This is a genomic window from Staphylococcus pragensis, from assembly GCF_004785665.1.
In the GTDB taxonomy this organism is placed as follows: domain Bacteria; phylum Bacillota; class Bacilli; order Staphylococcales; family Staphylococcaceae; genus Staphylococcus; species Staphylococcus pragensis.
In genome coordinates this window covers 1-20,988 of sequence record NZ_SRPJ01000009.1, presented here as the reverse complement: position 1 = coordinate 20,988, position 20,988 = coordinate 1, and the positions used below count along the sequence as shown (strand labels likewise).

Sequence of the window (20,988 nt, the reverse complement as noted above, 5' to 3'; positions counted from 1 at the left end):
GCGTAATAATATATAAAATTTACATTTTATATATATCGCACTAAAAATTCATACATCTGTAATCAAAATGAAATGGAATATTATGTCAATTTGTATTAATTTAATATACGTAAACTACTCGTTCGGATTAAAATGATTAAAATATTAAATACAAAAGCGTTTAATTCAGTTTCGAAATATTAATGAATAAATAACTCACGTATATTTAAGGAGGCATTATTTCATGAATAAAAAATATCTTGCGACAGCTATTATAGGAACAGGGGCTTTAAGCTCAACGTTCTTCGGACATCAAGCTGAAGCATCGACAACCCATACAGTTCGTAGTGGAGAATCAGTATGGTCAATTTCACATCGTTACGGTATTACAATAGCTAAACTAAAATCACTAAATGGTTTATCTTCAAACTTAATCTTTCCAAACCAAGTATTAAAAGTTTCTGGCTCTGCATCTACGAATCATTATTCAAATCAATCATATCAAAGCAATTCAGGAAGTACATATACTGTAAAAGCAGGGGATAGTTTATCATTAATTGCTAGTCGCTATGGTACGACTTATCGTCATATTATGGACTTAAATGGTCTTAATAGTTTCTTGATATTCCCAGGCCAAAAGTTAAAAGTTTCAGGTTCGGCAGCAACGCATACATATACAAACAATAACAATTCATCTTCAAACGCTAATAGATCAACTAGTACATATACAGTACGTTATGGAGATTCGTTATCATTAATTGCATCACGTTATAACACAACGTATCAACATATTATGCGATTAAATGGATTAAATAACTTCTTCATTTATCCAGGGCAACAATTAAAAGTAAGTGGTACAGCACCAGTAAGTGCTCAAAATACAAGTACTAGAAGTGTAACACCGTCACAATCAAGTTATAATTCTCCAACATATCATCACAGTAATTTATATGATTGGGGTCAATGTACATGGCATGTATTTAATCGTCGTGCAGCTGTAGGTAGAGGAATTAGTACATATTGGTGGAACGCTAATAACTGGGATAATGCAGCAGCAAGAGATGGATACAGAGTTGATTATAGCCCAGCAGTAGGTGCTATCGCACAATCAGATGCTGGTTATTATGGACACGTGGCTTTTGTGGAAAGAGTAAATAGTAATGGTAGCATTTTAGTATCAGAAATGAACTATAGTGCAGGCCCAGGAATTGTTACGTATCGTACTATTCCAGCATATCAAGTACGTAATTATAAATTTATCCATTAATATATAAATAGAAAGGCTAGTCATACGTGAGTTCAATGTTGAACTTTTGAGTATGGCTAGCCTTTTATTATTATTGGAAATTGTAGTCTTCTTTAACTTTTCTGAAGCTTGAAGCTAAACGTGTAACGTTAATGATGAATGAACCAAATGCCGTTACTTTACGGAATTTATATGGTGATCTCATTGAAACGATGAAATCAAGTAATGTACCAAATGCACTTAATCCTAAAGATAAATAAACTAAGTTTTTATTTTTAGCATTAAATTTAATACCTTTATAACCATCAACGATAAAGCCAGCTGTACTAACTAAGCTAGATAAACGTGCAGTTTTTGATTTTTTTGCCATGAATAATACCCTCCGAAACGTTAGAATCTGGATAAAAGCTTTGAGGCTCTGGGAAATCGCTTAACGGCGTCCCGAAAGCAGAATTTTCGGCAGACACTCTCACGATTCGACAAAATTTGAGAAACAATTTTGCTCACCGTTCGGTTCTGCTCAAATCCTAAGCGCTTTTGTCCCGACCTTCTTTACTATTATATGTTAACATCATACTAAATTGTGTTATTTTTTTGAAGTGTAAAGCTATAAATGGAGGAATAATATCCTATGATTAAATGTGTGTGTCTAGTTGAAGAAACAGAGGACAAAATTTTATTAGTGCAAGTACGTAACAGAGAGAAGTATTATTTTCCTGGAGGCAAGATTGATGAAGGTGAAACCTTACTTGATGCTATTCAAAGAGAGGTAAGGGAAGAACTAAGTTTAGACTTATCACAAAGTGATTTCACTTATATAGGTACAGTTGTAGGAGAGGCTTATCCTCAACCCGATATGTTAACTGAATTGAATGGCTTTAAAGTTAACGTAGATATTGATTGGGATCAAGTGACAATTGATAATGAAATCACTGATATTAAGTGGTTTGATAAAGCTGATACGTCATTAATAGCACCTGCTGTAATTAAATGGATTGAAACATTTTCGACAAGAAAGTAGGAGAAAAATGCAAATTCGACGTTTTACAAATAATGATATTAAATGGATTGAATCATTTGAAGTACTTAAGGAAGATAGAAAATTTACAAAAACTCCATTGCATAATATTGAATTAGCTCAAGAGGATAGTGAAAGGCATCCAATTATTGTTACGCAAAATGACAGATGTGTGGCGTATTTCACTTTGCATGAAGGTCGTGGTGTTATCCCGTATAGTGATAATCCCCAGGCGATATTCTTTCGTTCTTTTAGTGTGGATGCGAAACATAGAGGCCAGGGTATTGGAAAATCAATTATTGACGCATTACCTCATTTCATCGAACAAGAATTTCCAATCATGAATGAAATTGTACTTACAGTCAATACTGACAATCATAAAGCAATGAGGTTATATGAGAACGCAGGATACAATTATACTGGTGATGCTTCTTTAGAAGGTAGGCCAGTCTATATCATGAGCTATAAAATAAATAAAACGTAAGCGTCACTACAATGTTTGAGAATGGTAGGATGCTTACGTTTGTATATCTTAATCACGTTCAATTGGTGCTTCATTTTCAAGAGAAGACGTATCAGAAGATGATGAATGATTAAACTTAGGGTGTTTAATCAACATCGCGGTTATCCACGCTGTAATTGGAATACTGAGGGCTACGGCAATGCCACCCAATAAAATAGAAATGAATTCTTGGGCGAAAATCTTCGAGTTAATAATATGTCCAAACGAGTAATGAAGTTGGAAGAACCAGAAGAATAAAGTTAGCTGACCGCCAAAGAATGCTAAATAAATCGTATTTGCCGAAGTAGCAAGAATTTCTCGACCTACACGCATACCTGATTGAAATAATTCCTTACGAGTTAAGTTAGGATTCGTAGCATTGAGTTCATAGATCGGTGAACTGATGGTAATCGTTAAATCGATAACTGCAGCAATAACTGCAAGAATGATAGTGAATACTGAAAATTGGACCATATCAATGCCAATATTCATTGAAAAAATATACGTTTCATCTTGTTGCTCAGTCGCAAAACCTTGTAAGTGACCTAGTTTAACCGATAAATAGATACCGATAATTAAAATAATAGTGGTAGCAATGGTACCTATAAATGCAGCTTTTGTCTTAGTATTATAACTATTTAAAATAAATAGATTGCAAGCTGCTATAATAAGGCAAAAAATGAATGAGACTAAATAAATAGGGGTACCAAACATAATGAACACAATACTAATGATTAAAATAATAAAGTTTAAAAACAGTGTTAAGTAAGAAACTACCCCTTTTTTACCTCCGAAGATAATCATTAGTGCAAATAAGATAAGTGCGAGTATAAAAATTGCATTCATCGTGTCATCACACCCCTTCTTTTAACCCATAGCACCATAAGGCCAATAGTGATTGGAATCGTTAATACTATACCGATGCCTCCCGTTAGCGCGCGGGCTATTTCTAACGACCAATTCATTGAAATCGTATAGGTAAACGTATTAGCATTTTTTAAATAAATTAAAAACATGGCTAAACTGCCGGATAAATAAGAGAAAAGTAAAATATTGGTCATTGTCCCCATGATATCTTGGCCGATATTACGCCCTGCTAATGCTAAACGAGATGTAGTGATGTCAGGTGTACGCTGAACGATTTCATACATACCACTAGAGATAGTAATGGCTACATCCATAACAGCGCCTAATGAGCCGATCAATACGGAAGCCATAAATACATCTTTAGGAGGTAAGGTTAAAAAGCTCATTGTTTCATATTTTATGCCCGAACCACCCGTAAGTTGAATCACTAATTCTGTAATACCGATACATAAAAATGTACCTAATAACGTACTAAGTGCTGTAATCCATGTACGCATGTGCCAACCGGTCACTAATAACAATGTAACGATTGTAGAAAGAATGACCGCAATACTCATTAATAAAAATAAATTTGTAGATGTCAGTGCGTTATGAATTGCTATCGCTGAAATGATTGCAATCGTATTAAATATTAATGATAAGATGGATTGAAGTCCCACGTGTCTTCCTACTAGAAGCAACGTTATGATAAAAATGCCTACAATAGCGACAGTCAGACTATCGCGCTTTTTCTCTAATATGGTCGCATCTTTAGGACTTTTTTGAATATGCAATAATACTTTGTCATTTTTACTGAAATGTTCAGTATCTGCTTGAGATTTTACATATGTGTTATCAATAGTTGTGGTCGCATTTTTAAATTGACCGTTGAGTATGGTTAATGTTAAATGCTGTTTGTATTTTAAGTCAGAGTTGTGTTGTTCGTCTGTTATTTTTTGTGCTTTGCTTGTTTCAACTTGCGTGATTTTACCGATAGGTGTGTGATAAAAAGACGCGTTAAAAAATGTAAAGACAAACAAAGCTATCATTACAATAGTGATGATAAGCGTTATCCAATTAAGAACGCGCCGTTGTAATGGTGTTTGTTTCTTTATATTCATAAATCATAAACCTCGTTCATTTTTTATTTCTATCCTTTATTATGACAGAGTGATTATACGCCTCCATAAAAGATTGTTCAAATAGTAACTATTTTGATTTACAGATTTTTAATCAGCTTCAGTTCTGGTTGATGAACATACCTTTATTTAAGGCTAATCTTTAATGATAGGTTGATATTTTACTTAATAGTTGTTGTATTAAATTCAGTAAATTAAGCACATCTATTTTCTTATTATCTTTTTTTGAGATAGCGCAAAATGAACGTTTTAGCTCTGTATGGGCTAGCGAAATATTATATATGTCTTGATTAGCATTATTAAGCGTTACATAGTCAGGAACTATGACATATCCTCGTCTTTGCTTTAATAAGTATTGCGCTAATAATTCTGTTCCTACAATAATAGGAGACGTTTTTAAAGTGTTTTTTAATTTACGCTCTATGCTAGGGGCAAGCGACGTCAATGTATATAACTCGTGTTTCTCAAATTGAGAGAGAGGTGGCTGAGTTGCTAAGGCCACCGCATCATCTTTTGGCACATATATATGATATGTTTCTTCAAATAAAGGTTTCAATGATAAACGTCTATCTTGTTGTAATTCTGGAGTTATCTCAACTAATCCTATATCTAATGCCCCTGTATGAACCTTCTCTATAATTTCTGATGTTGTCATTAATGATGGCATCACCATGCTCTCATAATTTTGCTCAAATGATTGAATGAGAGACGTAATCATCTTCGAAATATAACTTTCTTCAAATCCGACATTAATAATATGTGCATTTTTAAGTTTTTCTTTTTGGAAAAGGGCAACAGTTTCATCTAATTGTCCTAAAATTTGAGTAGCTTGAGTTAATAAAGCTTTGCCCTGAGAGGTTAGATGGATATTACGTCCTTGTCTATTAAATAGGGTCACTTGTAACTCCTGCTCTAATAAGGTAATTTGTCTACTTATAGCAGATTGAGCAATATTCAACTCTAAAGCTGCTTCAGAAATATGTTCACGTTTTGCGACTTCAACGAAATATTTAAGTTGTTTAATCTCCAACACGTTCCCTCGCTTTCAATAGTGCTTATTATCGTGGTATCATTCATCTATTTTTAGAACGGTATCATCTAATTAATATATTGTTCAGATAAATATTTTACATTATATTAATTATTATTAACAGTAAATTTTCTGAAAATTCTCAAAAGGAGTGGGCATCGTGTTTGAACATAGATTAAAAAGAGGGTTGTATGATTTCCGTGAGGAACATGATGCATGTGGTATCGGTTTTTACGCCAATATGAATAATGTAAGGTCTCATGACATTATTGAAAAGTCTTTAGAAATGTTGCGACGATTAGATCATCGTGGGGGCGTTGGGGCAGACGGAGTTACTGGAGATGGTGCAGGTATTATGACAGAAATTCCGTTTGAATTTTTCAAAAAATATAGCGACTTTGACTTACTTAATGAAGGGGAATATGCGGTAGGTCTTTTTTTCTCTAATCAAAAAATTGCTGGCACATCACATGAAACAATATTTAATCAAATTATTGATCAAGAAGGTCTAAGTGTTATCGGCTATAGAGATGTACCCGTTGATACTCAAGCTATTGCCCCGCATGTTGTGGCAACTATGCCTTATATTCAACAAATCTTTATCAATTTAAACTCACATAAAACAGCTGTGAAACAGCTTTTCCTAGCAAGAAAGCAAATTGAACAATACGCAGAATCACAAAAGTTAACACTTTATTTCACAAGTTTATCTCATAAAACGATTGTGTATAAAGGATGGCTGCGTTCAGATCAAATTAAAAAGTTTTATTTAGATCTAAATAATGAAGATTATAAATCAAAGCTAGGGTTAGTTCATTCAAGATTTAGTACGAATACATTTCCAAGTTGGAAACGTGCCCATCCGAACCGTATGTTGATGCATAATGGAGAAATTAATACGATAAAAGGCAATGTCAATTGGATGCGTGCGCGTCAACGCAAATTAATTCATACATTGTTTGGAGAAGAAAGTTATAAAATTCAAAAGATTGTGGATGAGGATGGTAGTGACTCAGCCATTGTAGATAATGCGTTAGAATTCTTAACATTAGCAATGGAACCTAAAGAAGTAGCAATGTTGTTAATTCCAGAACCATGGTTATATAACAAAGCAAACGATAAAAATGTGCGTGCGTTTTATGAATTCTATAGTTATTTAATGGAGCCATGGGATGGACCGACAATGATCTCATTCTGTAATGGTGATAAAATTGGTGCGCTAACTGACCGTAATGGTTTACGTCCTGGTCGTTACACGATCACTAAAGATAACTTTATTGTATTTTCTTCTGAAGTGGGTGTCATCGATGTGCCTGAGGAAAATGTTGCTTTTAAAGGACAATTAAATCCAGGAAAATTGCTACTTGTAGATTTCAAAGCTAATAAAGTCATCGATAATAACGAGTTGAAAGCACGTATAGCGAGTCAGCACCCATATCAAACATGGCTTGAAAATTATAAAGTTGATTTAGGGTTGGATGATGTAAAGTATCACCGTCGTTTATTAGAACCATCTACACTATTTCGATTACAAAAACAGTTTGGTTATACTAAAGAAGATATTTATAAATATATGACTGCGTTAGTGGCAGGCAAAAAGGATCCAATTGGTGCGATGGGCTATGATTCACCACTCGCAGTACTAAATGAGCGCCCTGAATCATTATTTAATTACTTTAAGCAATTGTTTGCACAAGTAACTAATCCGCCAATTGATGCGTATCGTGAAAAGATAGTCACAAGTGAACTTTCTTATTTAGGAGGAGAAGGAAACTTATTACAACCGAATCCTTCTGTGCTTAATCGCATTCAATTATCTAAACCTGTGTTGACGTTGAGTCAATTAGAGAAGATTAAACAAAGCAAGTTTGACGTGAAACATTTATCAACGTTATATCATGGTAGTCTTGAAGAGGCATTACAACGTTTAGGTAAAGCCGCCATTCAAGCAACACGTGAAGGTTACACGATTCTAGTTCTTGATGATAGTTATCTCATTGAAACAGAGAGTAAAACAGAAGTTGAAGGTCAACGTTATGCGATACCAATGTTATTAGCAATCAGCCATATTCATCAACTATTGATTAGAGAAGATTTACGTATGAATACGAGTTTAGTCGCTTTATCTGGTGAAACACGTGAAGTTCATCATGTCGCTTGTTTACTAGGCTATGGTGCCAATGCGGTGATTCCATATTTAGCACAACAAACGATTGCGCACTTATCGGAGAATGGACATCTTACAGGTACTATCTCTGAAAATGTAGAAACCTATACGAATGTTTTATCTGAAGGTGTCATTAAAGTCATGGCTAAAATGGGTATTTCTACTGTTCAAAGTTATCAAGGTGCTCAAATTTTTGAAGCAGTAGGTCTTTCTCAAGAAGTCATTGATGCTTATTTTACAGGAACACAATCTAAATTATCAGGCTTGAGTATTGAACAAATTGATGAAGAAAATAAAGCACGTCAAAGTAGTCATAGTGAATATTTAGACTCAGGAAGCCTTTTCCAATGGCGTCAGCAAGGCCAACATCATGTGTTTAATCCGACAACGATTCATTTGTTACAACATGCGTGTCGTGAGAATAATTACGAACAGTTTAAAGCTTTTTCAAATGCAGTTCATGACAACAGAAAGGATCACCTACGCGACTTATTAGAATTTAAGACGCAACCTTCTATTCCTATTAGTGAAGTGGAATCTGTAGAATCTATCGTTAAACGTTTTAATACAGGAGCAATGAGTTATGGCTCAATTTCTGAAGAAGCGCATCAAACATTAGCGAAAGCTATGAACCGATTAGGCGGAAAAAGTAATAGTGGTGAAGGTGGAGAGAACCCTAAACGCTATGAAATTCAAGAGGATGGTAGTTATTTATCAAGTGCGATTAAACAAGTAGCCTCTGGACGTTTCGGTGTTACAAGTGATTACTTACAACATGCGAAAGAATTACAAATTAAAGTAGCCCAAGGTGCTAAACCAGGTGAAGGTGGCCAATTGCCAGGCACTAAAGTTTACCCATGGATTGCTGAAACACGTGGATCAACGCCAGGAATCGGGTTGATTTCACCACCCCCACACCATGATATTTACTCGATTGAAGACTTAGCACAATTAATTCACGATTTGAAGAATGCGAATAAAGAAGCGGATATTGCCGTGAAGCTTGTATCTAAGACAGGCATCGGAACGATTGCTTCAGGGGTAGCTAAAGCATTTGCAGATAAAATTGTAGTAAGTGGATATGATGGTGGAACTGGTGCGTCTCCTAAGACAAGTATTCAACATGCTGGTTTACCGTGGGAGCTAGGGTTAGCTGAAACACATCAAACATTGAAGTTAAATGATTTGCGCAGTCGTGTACGTTTAGAAACAGATGGTAAATTACTAACGGGTAGAGATGTAGCCTTAGCTTGTGCATTAGGCGCAGAAGAATTTGGATTTGCTACTGCACCACTTGTCGTTTTAGGTTGTATCATGATGCGCGTATGTCATAACGATACATGCCCGGTAGGTATTGCAACTCAGAACCAAGACCTAAGAGCTTTATTCAGAGGTAAAGCTGACCATGTAGTCAACTTTATGCATTTTATTGCAGAAGAACTTAGAGAAGTTTTAGCTTCTCTTGGTTTGAAAAAGGTCGAAGATTTAGTGGGACGAACAGATTTATTACAACGTTCTAGTGAGATTCATTTCAAATCTAAAGCTGCATCACTCGATGTCACTAAATTATTACATTTAGTAGATGGACCAAACTCGAAACAAATCGCTCAAGACCATCATTTAGATATTGGTTTCGATTTAAATTATCTATATAAAGATGCTAAACAAAGTATTGAAAATGGAGAAGCATTTAAGGGACATTATGTTGTAAATAATGAACAACGTGATGTGGGCGTTATCACAGGTAGTTATATTACTCAACAGCACGGTAGTAAAGGTTTACCAGAACATACAATTATCGGTGAAACAACAGGTCATGCGGGTCAAAGCTTGGCAGCCTTTGCCCCTAAAGGATTATTGATTCATCACACTGGTGATGCAAATGACTATGTAGGTAAAGGGCTATCAGGTGGTACTGTTTTTGTAAAAGCACCTAATAAAGCCCGAGAGAACGAAATTATTGCAGGGAATGTTAGTTTCTATGGTGCTTCACAAGGTAAAGCCTATATTAATGGTAAAGCTGGTGAACGTTTCTGTATCCGTAATAGTGGTGTAGACGTTGTAGTTGAAGGTATTGGCGACCATGGCTTGGAATACATGACTGGGGGCCATGTCATCATACTAGGAGATGTTGGTAAGAACTTTGGACAAGGTATGAGCGGTGGCGTCTGCTACATTTTCCCAAGTGATATTGAGACATTCAAACGCGTTAACGCATTGCCGACATTAGCCTTTAAGAAAATCAGTCATGACGAAGAAAGAAACTTATTGAAAACGATGTTAGAAGAACATTATCACTTTACTCAAAGCACTAAAGCAGCGGCTATTTTACAAGATTTTGAACATGTAGCCGATAAAGTAGTCAAAGTCATTCCAAAAGATTACGAGTTAATGATGCAAAAAATCGAGTTACAAGGTCGTCGTTTGCCACAAGAGGAAGCGAAATTGGCTGCCTTCTACGATGAAGGTACTTCAATTGATCAGAACTTACAACCGGCAGTTATTTATTAAAGAGAGGAAGAGCAATTATGGGCGAGTTTAAAGGGTTTATGAAATATGAGAAACAGTCGTTATCCGAATTGTCGCTTGTTGATCGATTAAAAAATCACGATGCATTTCAACAGCGCTTTTCACGTGAAGAAGCCTCAATACAGGGCGCACGTTGTATGGATTGTGGAACGCCTTTTTGTCAAACGGGTCTTCCTTTTGGTCGAGAAACGATCGGGTGTCCTATTGGTAACTATATTCCGGAGTGGAATGATTTAGTGTATCATCAAGATTTTAAAGGGGCATACGAACGTTTAAGTGAAACGAATAATTTTCCAGATTTCACTGGACGCGTTTGTCCGGCTCCATGTGAGAACTCTTGTGTAATGAAGATTAACCGTGATTCCATTGCAATTAAAGGGATTGAACGTACAATTATAGATGAAGCGTTTGAACATGGATGGGTCAAACCAAAATATCCAAAAGAACGTAAACCTCAAAAAGTAGCTATTGTAGGGAGTGGTCCGGCTGGACTCGCGGCCGCTGAAGAACTTAATTATATAGGCTATCAAGTTACAGTGTTCGAAAAAGCTACTGAGCCCGGTGGATTACTCATGTATGGCATACCTAACATGAAGTTAGATAAAGATGTTGTACGTCGACGTATTGCCTTAATGGAAGAAGCGGGCATAAAATTTAAAACGAATGTGAACATAGGGGTAGATGTATCAAAAGACGAGTTAGAAGCGCAATTTGATGCGATTATCTTATGCACAGGTGCTCAAAAAGCACGCGATTTACCTTTAGAAGGACGTATGGGACAAGGCATTCACTTTGCGATGGATTATCTTACAGAACAAACACAGCTGCTCAATGGTGAAATTAAAGAGGCCACTATTACGGCAAAAGATAAAAATGTCATCATTATTGGTGCGGAGATACAGGCGCCGATTGTGTAGCAACTGCATTACGTGAAAATTGTAAGTCGATTGTACAATTTAACAAATATACTAAAGCACCAGAAGAAATTACATTTAAAACTAATACATCATGGCCACTTCCTTTACCTGTCTTCAAAATGGATTATGCGCATAAAGAATATGAAACACGTTTCGGCAGAGAACCACGTGCTTATGGCGTTCAGACTATGCGTTATGACGTGGATCATATTGGTAATATCCGCGGAGTTTATACTCAAATATTAGAAGAAACGCCTGAAGGCATGGTAGTTGTGGATGGTACTGAAAGACATTGGCCAGCCGACTTAGTCTTACTTTCGATTGGATTTGAAGGTATTGAACCTACAGTGCCAAGAGAATTTGATATTGCTACTAAATTTAATAGAATTGTAGCAAATGATAAAGACTATCGTACAAATCAAGACAAGATTTTTGCGGCTGGAGATGCACGTCGAGGTCAAAGTTTAGTTGTATGGGCAATTAAAGAAGGACGTGCGGTTGCTAAGTCAGTCGATAGTTATTTACAACAAAAAGTGCTGGTGTAAACATTTGTTTTTGACCATGTAATAGAATTCATTTGTAAAGAAATAATTAAAAAAGTTTTAATACAGTAAAGAAAATGTTTGACTTCCAATGAACCATGTTATAAGATAGTTATTGTGTTCATTGGAGGAATACCCAAGTCCGGCTGAAGGGATCGGTCTTGAAAACCGACAGGGCCTTAACGGGCCGCGGGGGTTCGAATCCCTCTTCCTCCGCCATTATAATTAAAATCCAAGACTAATAAATATAAAAAGACAAGTACTCAATCTACATTGAGTACTTGTCTTTTTTTGCATACTATTGGTAAAAACAGTACTAATAATATCCTATTTTAAAAAATATCACACTTAATGTAAGCCTTTACAAAAATTGTCTAGACAAGTTATACTTTATGTATTAAAGATAAGGGAGTGAAAGGCGTGGCTGTCAAAAGACAAGATGTACAAGACATCGTTAAAGCAATTGGTGGCAAAGAAAATGTTGATGCTGCAACCCATTGTGTAACTCGTTTGCGTTTAGTATTAAAAGACGATAATAAAGTTAATAAAGAAGCTTTAGATGACAATACGTTAGTAAAAGGCCAATTTAAAGCGGATAATCAATACCAAATTGTAATTGGTCCAGGAACAGTAGACGAAGTATATCAACAATTTATAAAAGAAACAGGTGCTGAAGAAGCCTCAAAAGATGAAGCGAAAGCAGTTGCAGCTAAAAAAGGTAACCCAGTACAAAGATTGATTAAATTATTAGGAGACATCTTTATTCCTATCTTACCTGCTTTAGTTACTGCCGGGCTTCTTATGGGAATTAATAACCTTTTAACAATGGAAAATCTATTTGGTTCTAAACCACTAGTAGAACAGTTCCCACAATTAGGAGATATCTCAAATATTATCAATGTTATCGCGAGTACCGCATTTATTTTCTTACCAGCATTAATTGGTTGGAGTAGTATGAAAGTCTTCGGCGGTAGTCCTATCTTAGGTTTAGTACTTGGCTTGATTTTAATGCATCCACAATTAGTATCACAATATGATATTGCGAAAGGGCACATCCCAACTTGGAATCTCTTCGGTTTAGAGATCAAACAGTTAAACTATCAAGGACAAGTATTACCAGTATTAATCGCAGCTTATGTACTTTCACTCATTGAAAAAGCGCTTAACAAGGTCGTACATGATTCTATTAAAATGCTCGTGGTAGGTCCAGTAGCATTATTAATCACTGGATTCTTAGCGTTCATCATTATTGGACCGATTGCTTTAGCCATTGGAACTGCAATTACTGGTGCGATTCAATTTGTCTTTGAACATGCCGGTTGGTTAGGTGGCGCAATTTATGGTTTCTTCTATGCACCACTTGTTATCACAGGTCTACATCATATGTTCTTAGCAGTTGATTTCCAATTAATGGGAAGTAAATTAGGTGGTACATACTTATGGCCAATCGTTGCTATTTCTAATATTTGCCAAGGTTCAGCTGCATTTGGCGCATGGTTTATTTATAAACGTCGTAAAATGGCGAAAGAAGAAGGTTTAGCGTTAACGTCAGGTGTGTCAGCATTTTTAGGCGTAACAGAACCCGCAATGTTTGGAGTAAACTTACCACTTAAAGTACCGTTCTTCGCTGCAATTTGTACTTCAGGCGTTTTAGGCGCAATTATCGGTGCAAATAGAGTACTAGGAAACGTAGGCGTTGGCGGTGTTCCAGCATTCATCTCAATTAAAAGTGAATACTGGTATCTTTATATTCCAATCACATTGCTTGCTGTTATAGTCCCAGCAATTTTAACGATCATTTTCTCAAGGTTTACTACGATTAAAGCTAAGAAAATGGTTGAAAATCCTGACGAAACAAAATAAGGGTAATTAACAACAATAAAGACGTTCACGTATCATTTTATAAGTACTTGGACGTCTTTTCGTTTTAATCCTATTTACTATATATAAAGGTGGAATGAAAATGGCTCAACAAGACTGGAAAAAATCAGTAGTTTATCAAATTTATCCTAAATCATTCAATGATACTACTGGCAACGGCCAAGGGGATTTAAATGGCATTATTGAAAAATTAGACTATCTACAATATCTAGGGGTAGATTATATTTGGTTAACGCCAATTTATGAATCACCTATGAACGATAATGGATATGATATTAGTAATTATTTAAAAATCAATGAACAATTTGGCACGATAGAAGATTTCGAAACATTAGTTAAAGAAGCCCATCAACGTGATTTGAAAGTAATGATGGACATAGTGATTAATCATACATCTACTGAACATCAGTGGTTTAAAGAGGCAATTAGTTCAAAAGATAATCCATACCGTGATTTTTATTTCTTCAGACCATCTCAAGATGGACCACCGACTAATTGGGAATCTAAATTTGGTGGTAATGCTTGGCAATATGATGAACACACAGACGAATATTATTTACATTTATTCGATGTTACACAAGCAGATTTAAATTGGGATAATGAAACTGTCCGCAAAGCGTTATATGATATCGTTAATCATTGGATTGACTTTGGTGTAGATGGTTTCCGTTTTGATGTTATCAATCTGATATCTAAAGGTGAATTTAAAGATTCACCAAAGATAGGTAAAGAATTTTACACAGATGGCCCACGCGTTCATGAGTATCTTCATGAACTCAATCGTCATACATTTGGAGATAAAGATATGATGACAGTAGGAGAAATGTCATCTACAACGATTGATAATTGTATTAAGTACACGCAACCTAAACGCCAAGAATTAAGTAGTGTATTTAATTTCCATCATTTGAAAGTGGATTACGTAGATGGAGAAAAATGGACGAATGCGAAATTAGATTTTCTGAAATTAAAAGAGATTCTTATGGAATGGCAAGTGGGCATTAATAAAGGTGGCGGTTGGAACGCCATCTTTTGGTGCAACCATGACCAACCTCGTGTAGTATCACGTTTCGGGGATGATTCAACTGAAGAGAATCGCCAAGCTAGTGCTAAAATGTTAGCAATTGCGCTTCACATGTTGCAAGGCACACCATACATTTACCAAGGTGAAGAAATTGGTATGACCGATCCACACTTTGATTCTATTCAACAATATCGCGATGTCGAGTCTTTAAATGCTTATGAAAATTTAAAGCATAAAGGCATAGACGAAGAAGAAATTTTAACTATTTTAGGACAAAAATCACGCGACAATTCACGTACTCCAATCCAATGGACTTCAAGTCAACATGCTGGTTTCACAACGGGTACGCCATGGATAGACATACCTCATAATGTTAATGAAGTGAACGTTGAAGATGCCATGGAAGATGAACATTCTATTTTACAAATGTATCGTCAACTTATCACCCTACGTCATGAACATGATATTATTACTTATGGCGATATTGAGCCAATGTATATGGAACACCCTCAATTATTTATTTATCGTCGTAATTATCACAATCAATCTTGGCTAGTGATTGCTAACTTTTCAAAAGAAGCAGTTAAACTACCAGATGAAATCGATACAAATGGAGATATTGTGATTCAAAATGGCACAGTGGAAAACGGTGAAATATCACCGTTTGGCGCAATTGTAGTTGAGCAGTCATAATCATTGGCTAAGCAGACTGGTGGAGAAAATATGGCACAGCAAAAATTTATAACGATTTATGATGAATTAAAACAAGGTATCTTCGAGGGTACCTATAGCTACGGTGATCAGTTACCTTCCGAGCATGAATTAGTTGAAAAATATCATGCTTCGCGTGAAACAGTGAGGAAAGCACTGGAACTGTTAGCAAATGATGGGATGATTCAAAAGATTAGAGGCAAAGGTTCTATCGTTATCGATCAAGGCATGACGGAATTTCCTTTCTCGAATCTCATTAGTTTCAAAGAAGTGAAAGAAGAATTAGGATTGAAGCATACGACGCAAGTGCTTCTTAATGAAGTGGTTGAAGCGGATGATGTGCCACATGTTAAGAAACAACTCAATTTAAAGCAGAATCAACCGCTTATTCATATTATTAGAAGTCGTAGCGTGAATGATATAGTAAAGATTCTAGATGAAGATTATTTCTTAACATCGATTGTTCCATCTATTACTGATCAAGTAGCACAAGACTCAATTTATCATTATTTGGAAGCGGAATTAGATTTAGAAATTAGTTATTCCAATAAATCGATTACGTTCGAGCCATTTACTAAATGGGAATACGATGTTTTTGGAAAAGTGCAGCCTCCTTACACGGCGACGGTAAGAAGTATTGTTTATTTAAAAGACACAACGCAATTTCAATACAATGTGTCCAAACACTTAGCAACAGAATTTAAATTTAATGAATTTTCAAGAAGGTATACCAAATAAAAGGCGTCATAGAAGTGTGAGAGAAGTTTATATTAAGAGTGCAAGATTCTTTGGAACATTATACTTGCATTTAAAGGATTATTTATAGTATTATAAAACTTACCGTGCTAGGTGGGGAGGTAGCGGTTCCCTGTACTCGAAATCCGCTTTATGCGAGACTTAATTCCTTCGTTGAGGGTGTGTCTTTGTGAAGTCTGCCCGAAGCACGAGGTGTTTGAAGATTTCGGTCCTATGCAATATGAACCCATGAACCATGTCAGGTCCTGACGGAAGCAGCATTAAGTGGATCCTCATATGTGCCGTAGGGTAGCCGAGATTTAGCTATCGACTTCGGTAACGTTTATGATACACACTCGATTCGAAGGTGCGCGGTTTTTTATATTTACAATTAACAATTTATACATAGATATATAATTAACCTGTAGGTGACTTTAATTAATTTTGATTGAGGTTTATTGATATATTAATTATATAAGAAAAGACTGAAAGAAAGCCCTTAGCAATTGAGGAAGCGCAATGCATAACGACGGGAATTTAACATGCGTAAATGACCTAGGCATGCATTAGCTGACAAAGAGTGAAAGGGTTTGGATACAGTCTGAGGTGACTTTAATTTAAAGTCACCTCTTTTTTGTATAGAATAAAGAAGTATCATATTTATATGTGAAGTAAATAGGCATTGGCTTTTATCAACATTGGGGACCTTTTCAAAAATAGAGAAGTGTGAAAGATACATAAATAGGGGGATAACGAATGCAAATCTATTTAAGCACGTTAACTGAAATGGACTATGCTGCAACACTCGATAAAATTGAAGATAGTTATAATCAACATACGATTCAAAATGGCGCAGCACAACGTCAGCTTGTAGCACGCTTACGTCAAGCGGAAACATACAACTACGAGTTAGAAGTGATTGCTAAAAATGAAAATGGAGAAATTATCGGTCACATTATGTTAAGTGAAGTTAACCTTGTTACAGAGGATAACAAATATAAGGCTTTAGAACTCGTTTCTCTCATTGTAGATGAACGTATCCAAAATCAAGGGTTAGGTAAAGCGTTAGTTCAAGCTATTGAAGAACGCGCTAAATCGCAACATTACACTACAATAATAGTGGGATGTAGTCCGAATTATTTTGAAAAGATGGGATATGAGCCGGCCGATGTGCACCATATTTTCTCGAAAGATACAGAACAAGATCAATTGCGTGTGAAGTTCTTATGGGATCAGTTAAATGATTATCCACATGGGACAGTGCGTAATGCAGATATAATATAAAATTGAGTTGAATCTAGGAAAGTAAGGCATGATATAATATAACGTAATTGTTAACGGAGGTGCGAATGTGAATTATCAAGCTTTATATCGAATGTTTAGACCTCAAAGTTTCGAAGACGTCGTAGGTCAAGAACATGTAACGAAAACGTTACGCAATGCTATTTCAAAAGGAAAGCAATCGCATGCCTATATATTTAGTGGTCCGAGAGGTACAGGTAAAACAAGTATCGCCAAAGTATTTGCCAAAGCAATTAATTGTTTAAACCCTCACGATGGGGAGCCGTGTAATGAATGTGCGATATGTAAAGGGATTACACAAGGCACAAATGGAGATGTTATCGAAATCGACGCGGCCAGTAATAATGGTGTAGATGAGATTAGAAATATTAGAGATAAAGTAAAATACGCACCTAGTGAATCAAAATATAAAGTGTATATTATTGACGAGGTACATATGCTGACGACTGGGGCCTTTAACGCATTATTAAAAACACTTGAAGAGCCTCCAGCACACGCAATTTTTATATTAGCGACAACAGAACCTCATAAAATTCCTCCAACTATTATTTCACGTGCACAACGTTTTGACTTTAAAGCAATAGGTACTGAACAAATTGTAGATCGATTACGCTTTGTGGCTGAAGAACAGGAATTGCAATATGATGACGCTGCGCTTGAATTTATTGCCAAAGCTTCTGAAGGTGGTATGCGTGATGCATTAAGTATTATGGATCAAGCCATTGCATTTGGTGACGAGCATCTCACACTGCAAGACGTATTAGACGTGACAGGCAGCGTGGATGAAGCGGCCTTAAATGATTTATTTAAAGAAGTGGTTGATGGCAATGTGAAAGAAGCTTTTGCACGTTATCATCGTTTTATCGCAGAAGGTAAAGAAGTTAACCGTCTCATTAATGATATGATTTATTTCGTACGTGATACGATTATGAATAAAACGGTTGAAAGTGAAGCGGGATATGATGCCTTAATTCGTTTCGATTTAGAAACGTTATACCATTTAATTGATATTATTAATGATACGTTAGTTTCAATTCGTTTTAGTGTTAACCAGAATGTGCATTTTGAGGTTTTATTGGTGAAAATTGCTGAAATGATAAAAAACCAACCAGAAAATGTCCAAAACGTAGCTACAACTCAAGTAGCTTCAGAACCTCATAATGAAGTGTTGTTACAAAGAATGGAACAACTTGAAAATGAATTAAAAACGTTAAAAGCTCAAGGTATCACACAGCCAAGTAATAAAACGAACTCAACTCAAGCGACTACTAGAGGAAAACGTGCAAATAAAAATCCTTTCTCTATGACTCAAATCGCTAAAGTTTTAGATGAGGCTAATAAAGAAGATATTCAGTTATTAAAAAAACATTGGCAAGAAGTAATTGATTACGCTAAAAGTAACGATAAAAAATCATTAGTCAGCTTATTACAAAATTCTGTACCAGTGGCAGCCAGTGCTAAACGTGTCCTTATTCAGTTTGAAGAAGAAATTCATTGTGAAATTGTTAATAGAGATGAAGAAAAACGTAGTAATATTGAAAATGTAGTTAGAAATATTATCAATAAAAATGTAGAAGTAGTAGGTGTTCCATCCGATCAATGGATGAGAGTGCGTTCTGAATACATTAATAATCGTAAACAATCTGAACATAATGAAACATCAACGAATACACCACAACAAGAACCAGAAACGGATGTGGCTCAAAAAGCTCGTGACTTGTTTGGTGAAGAAACCGTCCATTTAATTGATGACTAATTATATAGAAGAAAAGTATTAAACAATAACCAGAAATCTTAATTAATAACGGTAAAAATAGTTAAAACAGTGATACATGACAATGATAATAAACGCATGTATAATAAATTATAAACTAATAAAAATGTCGATACATTTAAGGAGGAAATGATATTATGCGCGGTGGCGGAAATATGCAACAAATGATGAAACAAATGCAAAAAATGCAAAAGAAAATGGCTCAAGAACAAGAAAAACTTAAAGAAGAACGTATTGTAGGTACAGCTGGTGGCGGTATGGTAGCTGTAACAGTTACTGGTCATAAAGAAGTTGTAGACGTTGAAATTAAAGAAGAAGCTGTAGATCCAGATGACATCGAAATGTTACAAGATTTAGTATTAGCTGCTACAAACGAGGCTATGAACAAAGCAGATGATTTAACACAAGAACGTTTAGGTAAGCATACTCAAGGCTTAAACATTCCAGGAATGTAAGTATAGATGCATTATCCTGAACCTATATCTAAACTTATAGATAGTTTCATGAAATTGCCAGGCATTGGTCCTAAGACGGCTCAACGTCTGGCATTTCATGCATTAGATATGAAAGAAGATGACGTAGTTCAATTTGCTAAAGCCTTAGTAGATGTTAAACGAGAACTTACCTATTGTAGTGTTTGTGGTCATATTACTGAGAATGACCCTTGTTACATTTGTGAAGATAAACAAAGAGACCGATCAGTTATATGCGTCGTAGAAGACGATAAAGATGTGATCGCAATGGAAAAAATGAGAGAATACAGAGGACTTTATCATGTATTACATGGTTCTATTTCTCCTATGGATGGAATAGGACCTGAAGATATCAATATCCCTACTCTTATCGAAAGACTTAAAGATGAAGAGGTTAAAGAGCTAATATTAGCGATGAATCCTAACTTAGAAGGTGAATCAACAGCGATGTATATTTCAAGGTTGGTTAAACCTATAGGCATAAAAGTGACAAGATTAGCTCAAGGATTATCAGTAGGCGGAGACTTAGAGTACGCAGACGAAGTTACGTTATCTAAAGCAATCGCTGGTAGAACAGAAATGTAAATTCTTAAACCGTTATTAAGAGTGTCATAATGAAGAGAAAGAGCCACTTTATTCATTATGATAACGACTTAAATAACGGTTTTTAATTTTTTTATAAGAAAATGTAAATTTTTTAAAGTTTGTGTATTGTGCGTTTGTAGAATAGATAAATAGGGTAATAAGTCTTTTTTCTCCTAATAAACGTATTAATAAACGAAATTTATTCAAAAATGTTCGTTAAATAAAGATAATCTTCGTTAGAAAGATGTTGAAAGTGTAATTTTTACCGTTGTTAAAACGCGGAAAAGCCTGTATAGTATGTATTTGTTGAGCGAAACAAATCAACGAACATTAAAAATCACAAAAAATAATTTTAAAAAGTTGTTGACTTTTATATCAATAGCGAGTATAATTAATTCTTGTGTTGAAGAAATGAACATTGAAAACTGAATGACAATATGTCAACGTTAATTCCAATAAATGTAACTTTAAGTTACAAACACTATTTAGTTTTATGAGCTAATCAAACATCATAAATTTTTTATGGAGAGTTTGATCCTGGCTCAGGATGAACGCTGGCGGCGTGCCTAATACATGCAAGTCGAGCGA

The 20,988-nt window shown here is 35.4% G+C and carries 15 protein-coding genes, 1 tRNA gene, 1 rRNA gene, 1 other RNA gene and 1 pseudogene; 15 read left to right on the top strand and 4 right to left on the bottom strand.

The features are described 5' to 3' along the window. The first annotated feature begins 223 nt into the window (after positions 1-223). Positions 224-1,246: a LysM peptidoglycan-binding domain-containing protein gene (locus E2558_RS11050; RefSeq protein WP_126564831.1), complete on the top strand. Its 1,023-nt coding sequence runs from the start codon at positions 224-226 to the stop codon at positions 1,244-1,246. A 70-nt stretch (positions 1,247-1,316) separates the two neighbouring features. On the opposite strand, the gene E2558_RS11045 is transcribed toward E2558_RS11050, so the two are convergent. Then, the gene (locus tag E2558_RS11045) at positions 1,317-1,595 is read right to left on the bottom strand and encodes a hypothetical protein (RefSeq protein WP_126564830.1); all 279 of its coding nucleotides are present in this window, start codon (positions 1,593-1,595) and stop codon (positions 1,317-1,319) included. A 261-nt stretch (positions 1,596-1,856) separates the two neighbouring features. Here E2558_RS11045 and E2558_RS11040 point away from each other — a divergent pair, with 261 nt between their 5' ends. Together E2558_RS11040 and E2558_RS11035 are read left to right on the top strand one after the other, a co-directional pair. Then, positions 1,857-2,246 (top strand): NUDIX hydrolase, encoded by a 390-nt coding sequence (locus E2558_RS11040; RefSeq protein ID WP_126564829.1) that lies wholly within the window; start codon positions 1,857-1,859, stop codon positions 2,244-2,246. Positions 2,247-2,253: 7 nt separating this feature from the next. Continuing rightward, positions 2,254-2,727, top strand: a complete 474-nt coding sequence (locus E2558_RS11035) for a GNAT family N-acetyltransferase (protein WP_126564828.1) — start codon at positions 2,254-2,256, stop codon at positions 2,725-2,727. A gap of 48 nt (positions 2,728-2,775) precedes the next feature. On the opposite strand, the gene E2558_RS11030 is transcribed toward E2558_RS11035, so the two are convergent. The 3 genes from E2558_RS11030 to gltC form a co-directional block, all read right to left on the bottom strand. Beyond that, entirely contained in the window at positions 2,776-3,591 is an 816-nt protein-coding gene (locus tag E2558_RS11030) for a YibE/F family protein (protein WP_126564827.1), read from the bottom strand. After that, positions 3,588-4,712, bottom strand: coding sequence for a YibE/F family protein (locus tag E2558_RS11025; RefSeq protein ID WP_126564826.1), 1,125 nt, complete (start codon positions 4,710-4,712; stop codon positions 3,588-3,590). Before E2558_RS11025 ends, E2558_RS11030 begins: the two co-directional genes overlap by 4 nt. 160 nt (positions 4,713-4,872) lie before the next feature. Further along, positions 4,873-5,760, bottom strand: coding sequence for a glutamate biosynthesis transcriptional regulator GltC (gene gltC / locus E2558_RS11020; RefSeq protein WP_126564825.1), 888 nt, complete (start codon positions 5,758-5,760; stop codon positions 4,873-4,875). 160 nt (positions 5,761-5,920) lie between these two features. On the opposite strand from gltC, the gene gltB reads away from it, so the two are divergent. The 12 genes and pseudogenes from gltB to E2558_RS10960 all read left to right on the top strand — a co-directional run. Continuing rightward, positions 5,921-10,438: a glutamate synthase large subunit gene (gltB, locus tag E2558_RS11015; RefSeq protein ID WP_126564824.1), complete on the top strand. Its 4,518-nt coding sequence runs from the start codon at positions 5,921-5,923 to the stop codon at positions 10,436-10,438. 17 nt (positions 10,439-10,455) lie between these two features. Further along, positions 10,456-11,918, top strand: a pseudogene (locus tag E2558_RS11010) (glutamate synthase subunit beta). 123 nt (positions 11,919-12,041) lie between these two features. Further along, positions 12,042-12,134 (top strand) — tRNA-Ser (locus E2558_RS11005). Between the two features lie 201 nt (positions 12,135-12,335). Further along, the gene (treP, locus tag E2558_RS11000; protein WP_135789031.1) at positions 12,336-13,778 is read left to right on the top strand and encodes a PTS system trehalose-specific EIIBC component; all 1,443 of its coding nucleotides are present in this window, start codon (positions 12,336-12,338) and stop codon (positions 13,776-13,778) included. 100 nt (positions 13,779-13,878) lie between these two features. After that, positions 13,879-15,513 carry an alpha,alpha-phosphotrehalase gene (treC, locus tag E2558_RS10995; protein ID WP_126566361.1) on the top strand — a complete coding sequence of 545 codons (1,635 nt, stop codon included), beginning with the start codon at positions 13,879-13,881 and terminating at the stop codon, positions 15,511-15,513. Positions 15,514-15,543: 30 nt separating this feature from the next. Then, on the top strand, positions 15,544-16,269 hold the full coding sequence (gene treR, locus E2558_RS10990) for a trehalose operon repressor (protein ID WP_126566364.1): 726 nt from the start codon (positions 15,544-15,546) through the stop codon (positions 16,267-16,269). A gap of 102 nt (positions 16,270-16,371) precedes the next feature. After that, an RNA gene (gene ffs, locus E2558_RS10985) (signal recognition particle sRNA large type) lies at positions 16,372-16,641 on the top strand. Positions 16,642-17,022: 381 nt separating this feature from the next. After that, positions 17,023-17,550, top strand: coding sequence for a GNAT family N-acetyltransferase (locus E2558_RS10980; RefSeq protein WP_126566367.1), 528 nt, complete (start codon positions 17,023-17,025; stop codon positions 17,548-17,550). A 67-nt stretch (positions 17,551-17,617) separates the two neighbouring features. Continuing rightward, positions 17,618-19,324, top strand: a complete 1,707-nt coding sequence (gene dnaX, locus E2558_RS10975; protein ID WP_126566369.1) for a DNA polymerase III subunit gamma/tau — start codon at positions 17,618-17,620, stop codon at positions 19,322-19,324. A gap of 155 nt (positions 19,325-19,479) precedes the next feature. Continuing rightward, positions 19,480-19,797: a YbaB/EbfC family nucleoid-associated protein gene (locus E2558_RS10970; RefSeq protein WP_031916187.1), complete on the top strand. Its 318-nt coding sequence runs from the start codon at positions 19,480-19,482 to the stop codon at positions 19,795-19,797. 6 nt (positions 19,798-19,803) lie between these two features. Further along, positions 19,804-20,400 carry a recombination mediator RecR gene (recR, locus tag E2558_RS10965; RefSeq protein ID WP_126566371.1) on the top strand — a complete coding sequence of 199 codons (597 nt, stop codon included), beginning with the start codon at positions 19,804-19,806 and terminating at the stop codon, positions 20,398-20,400. 519 nt (positions 20,401-20,919) lie between these two features. Beyond that, positions 20,920-20,988, top strand: a 16S ribosomal RNA gene (locus E2558_RS10960); the annotation flags it as partial.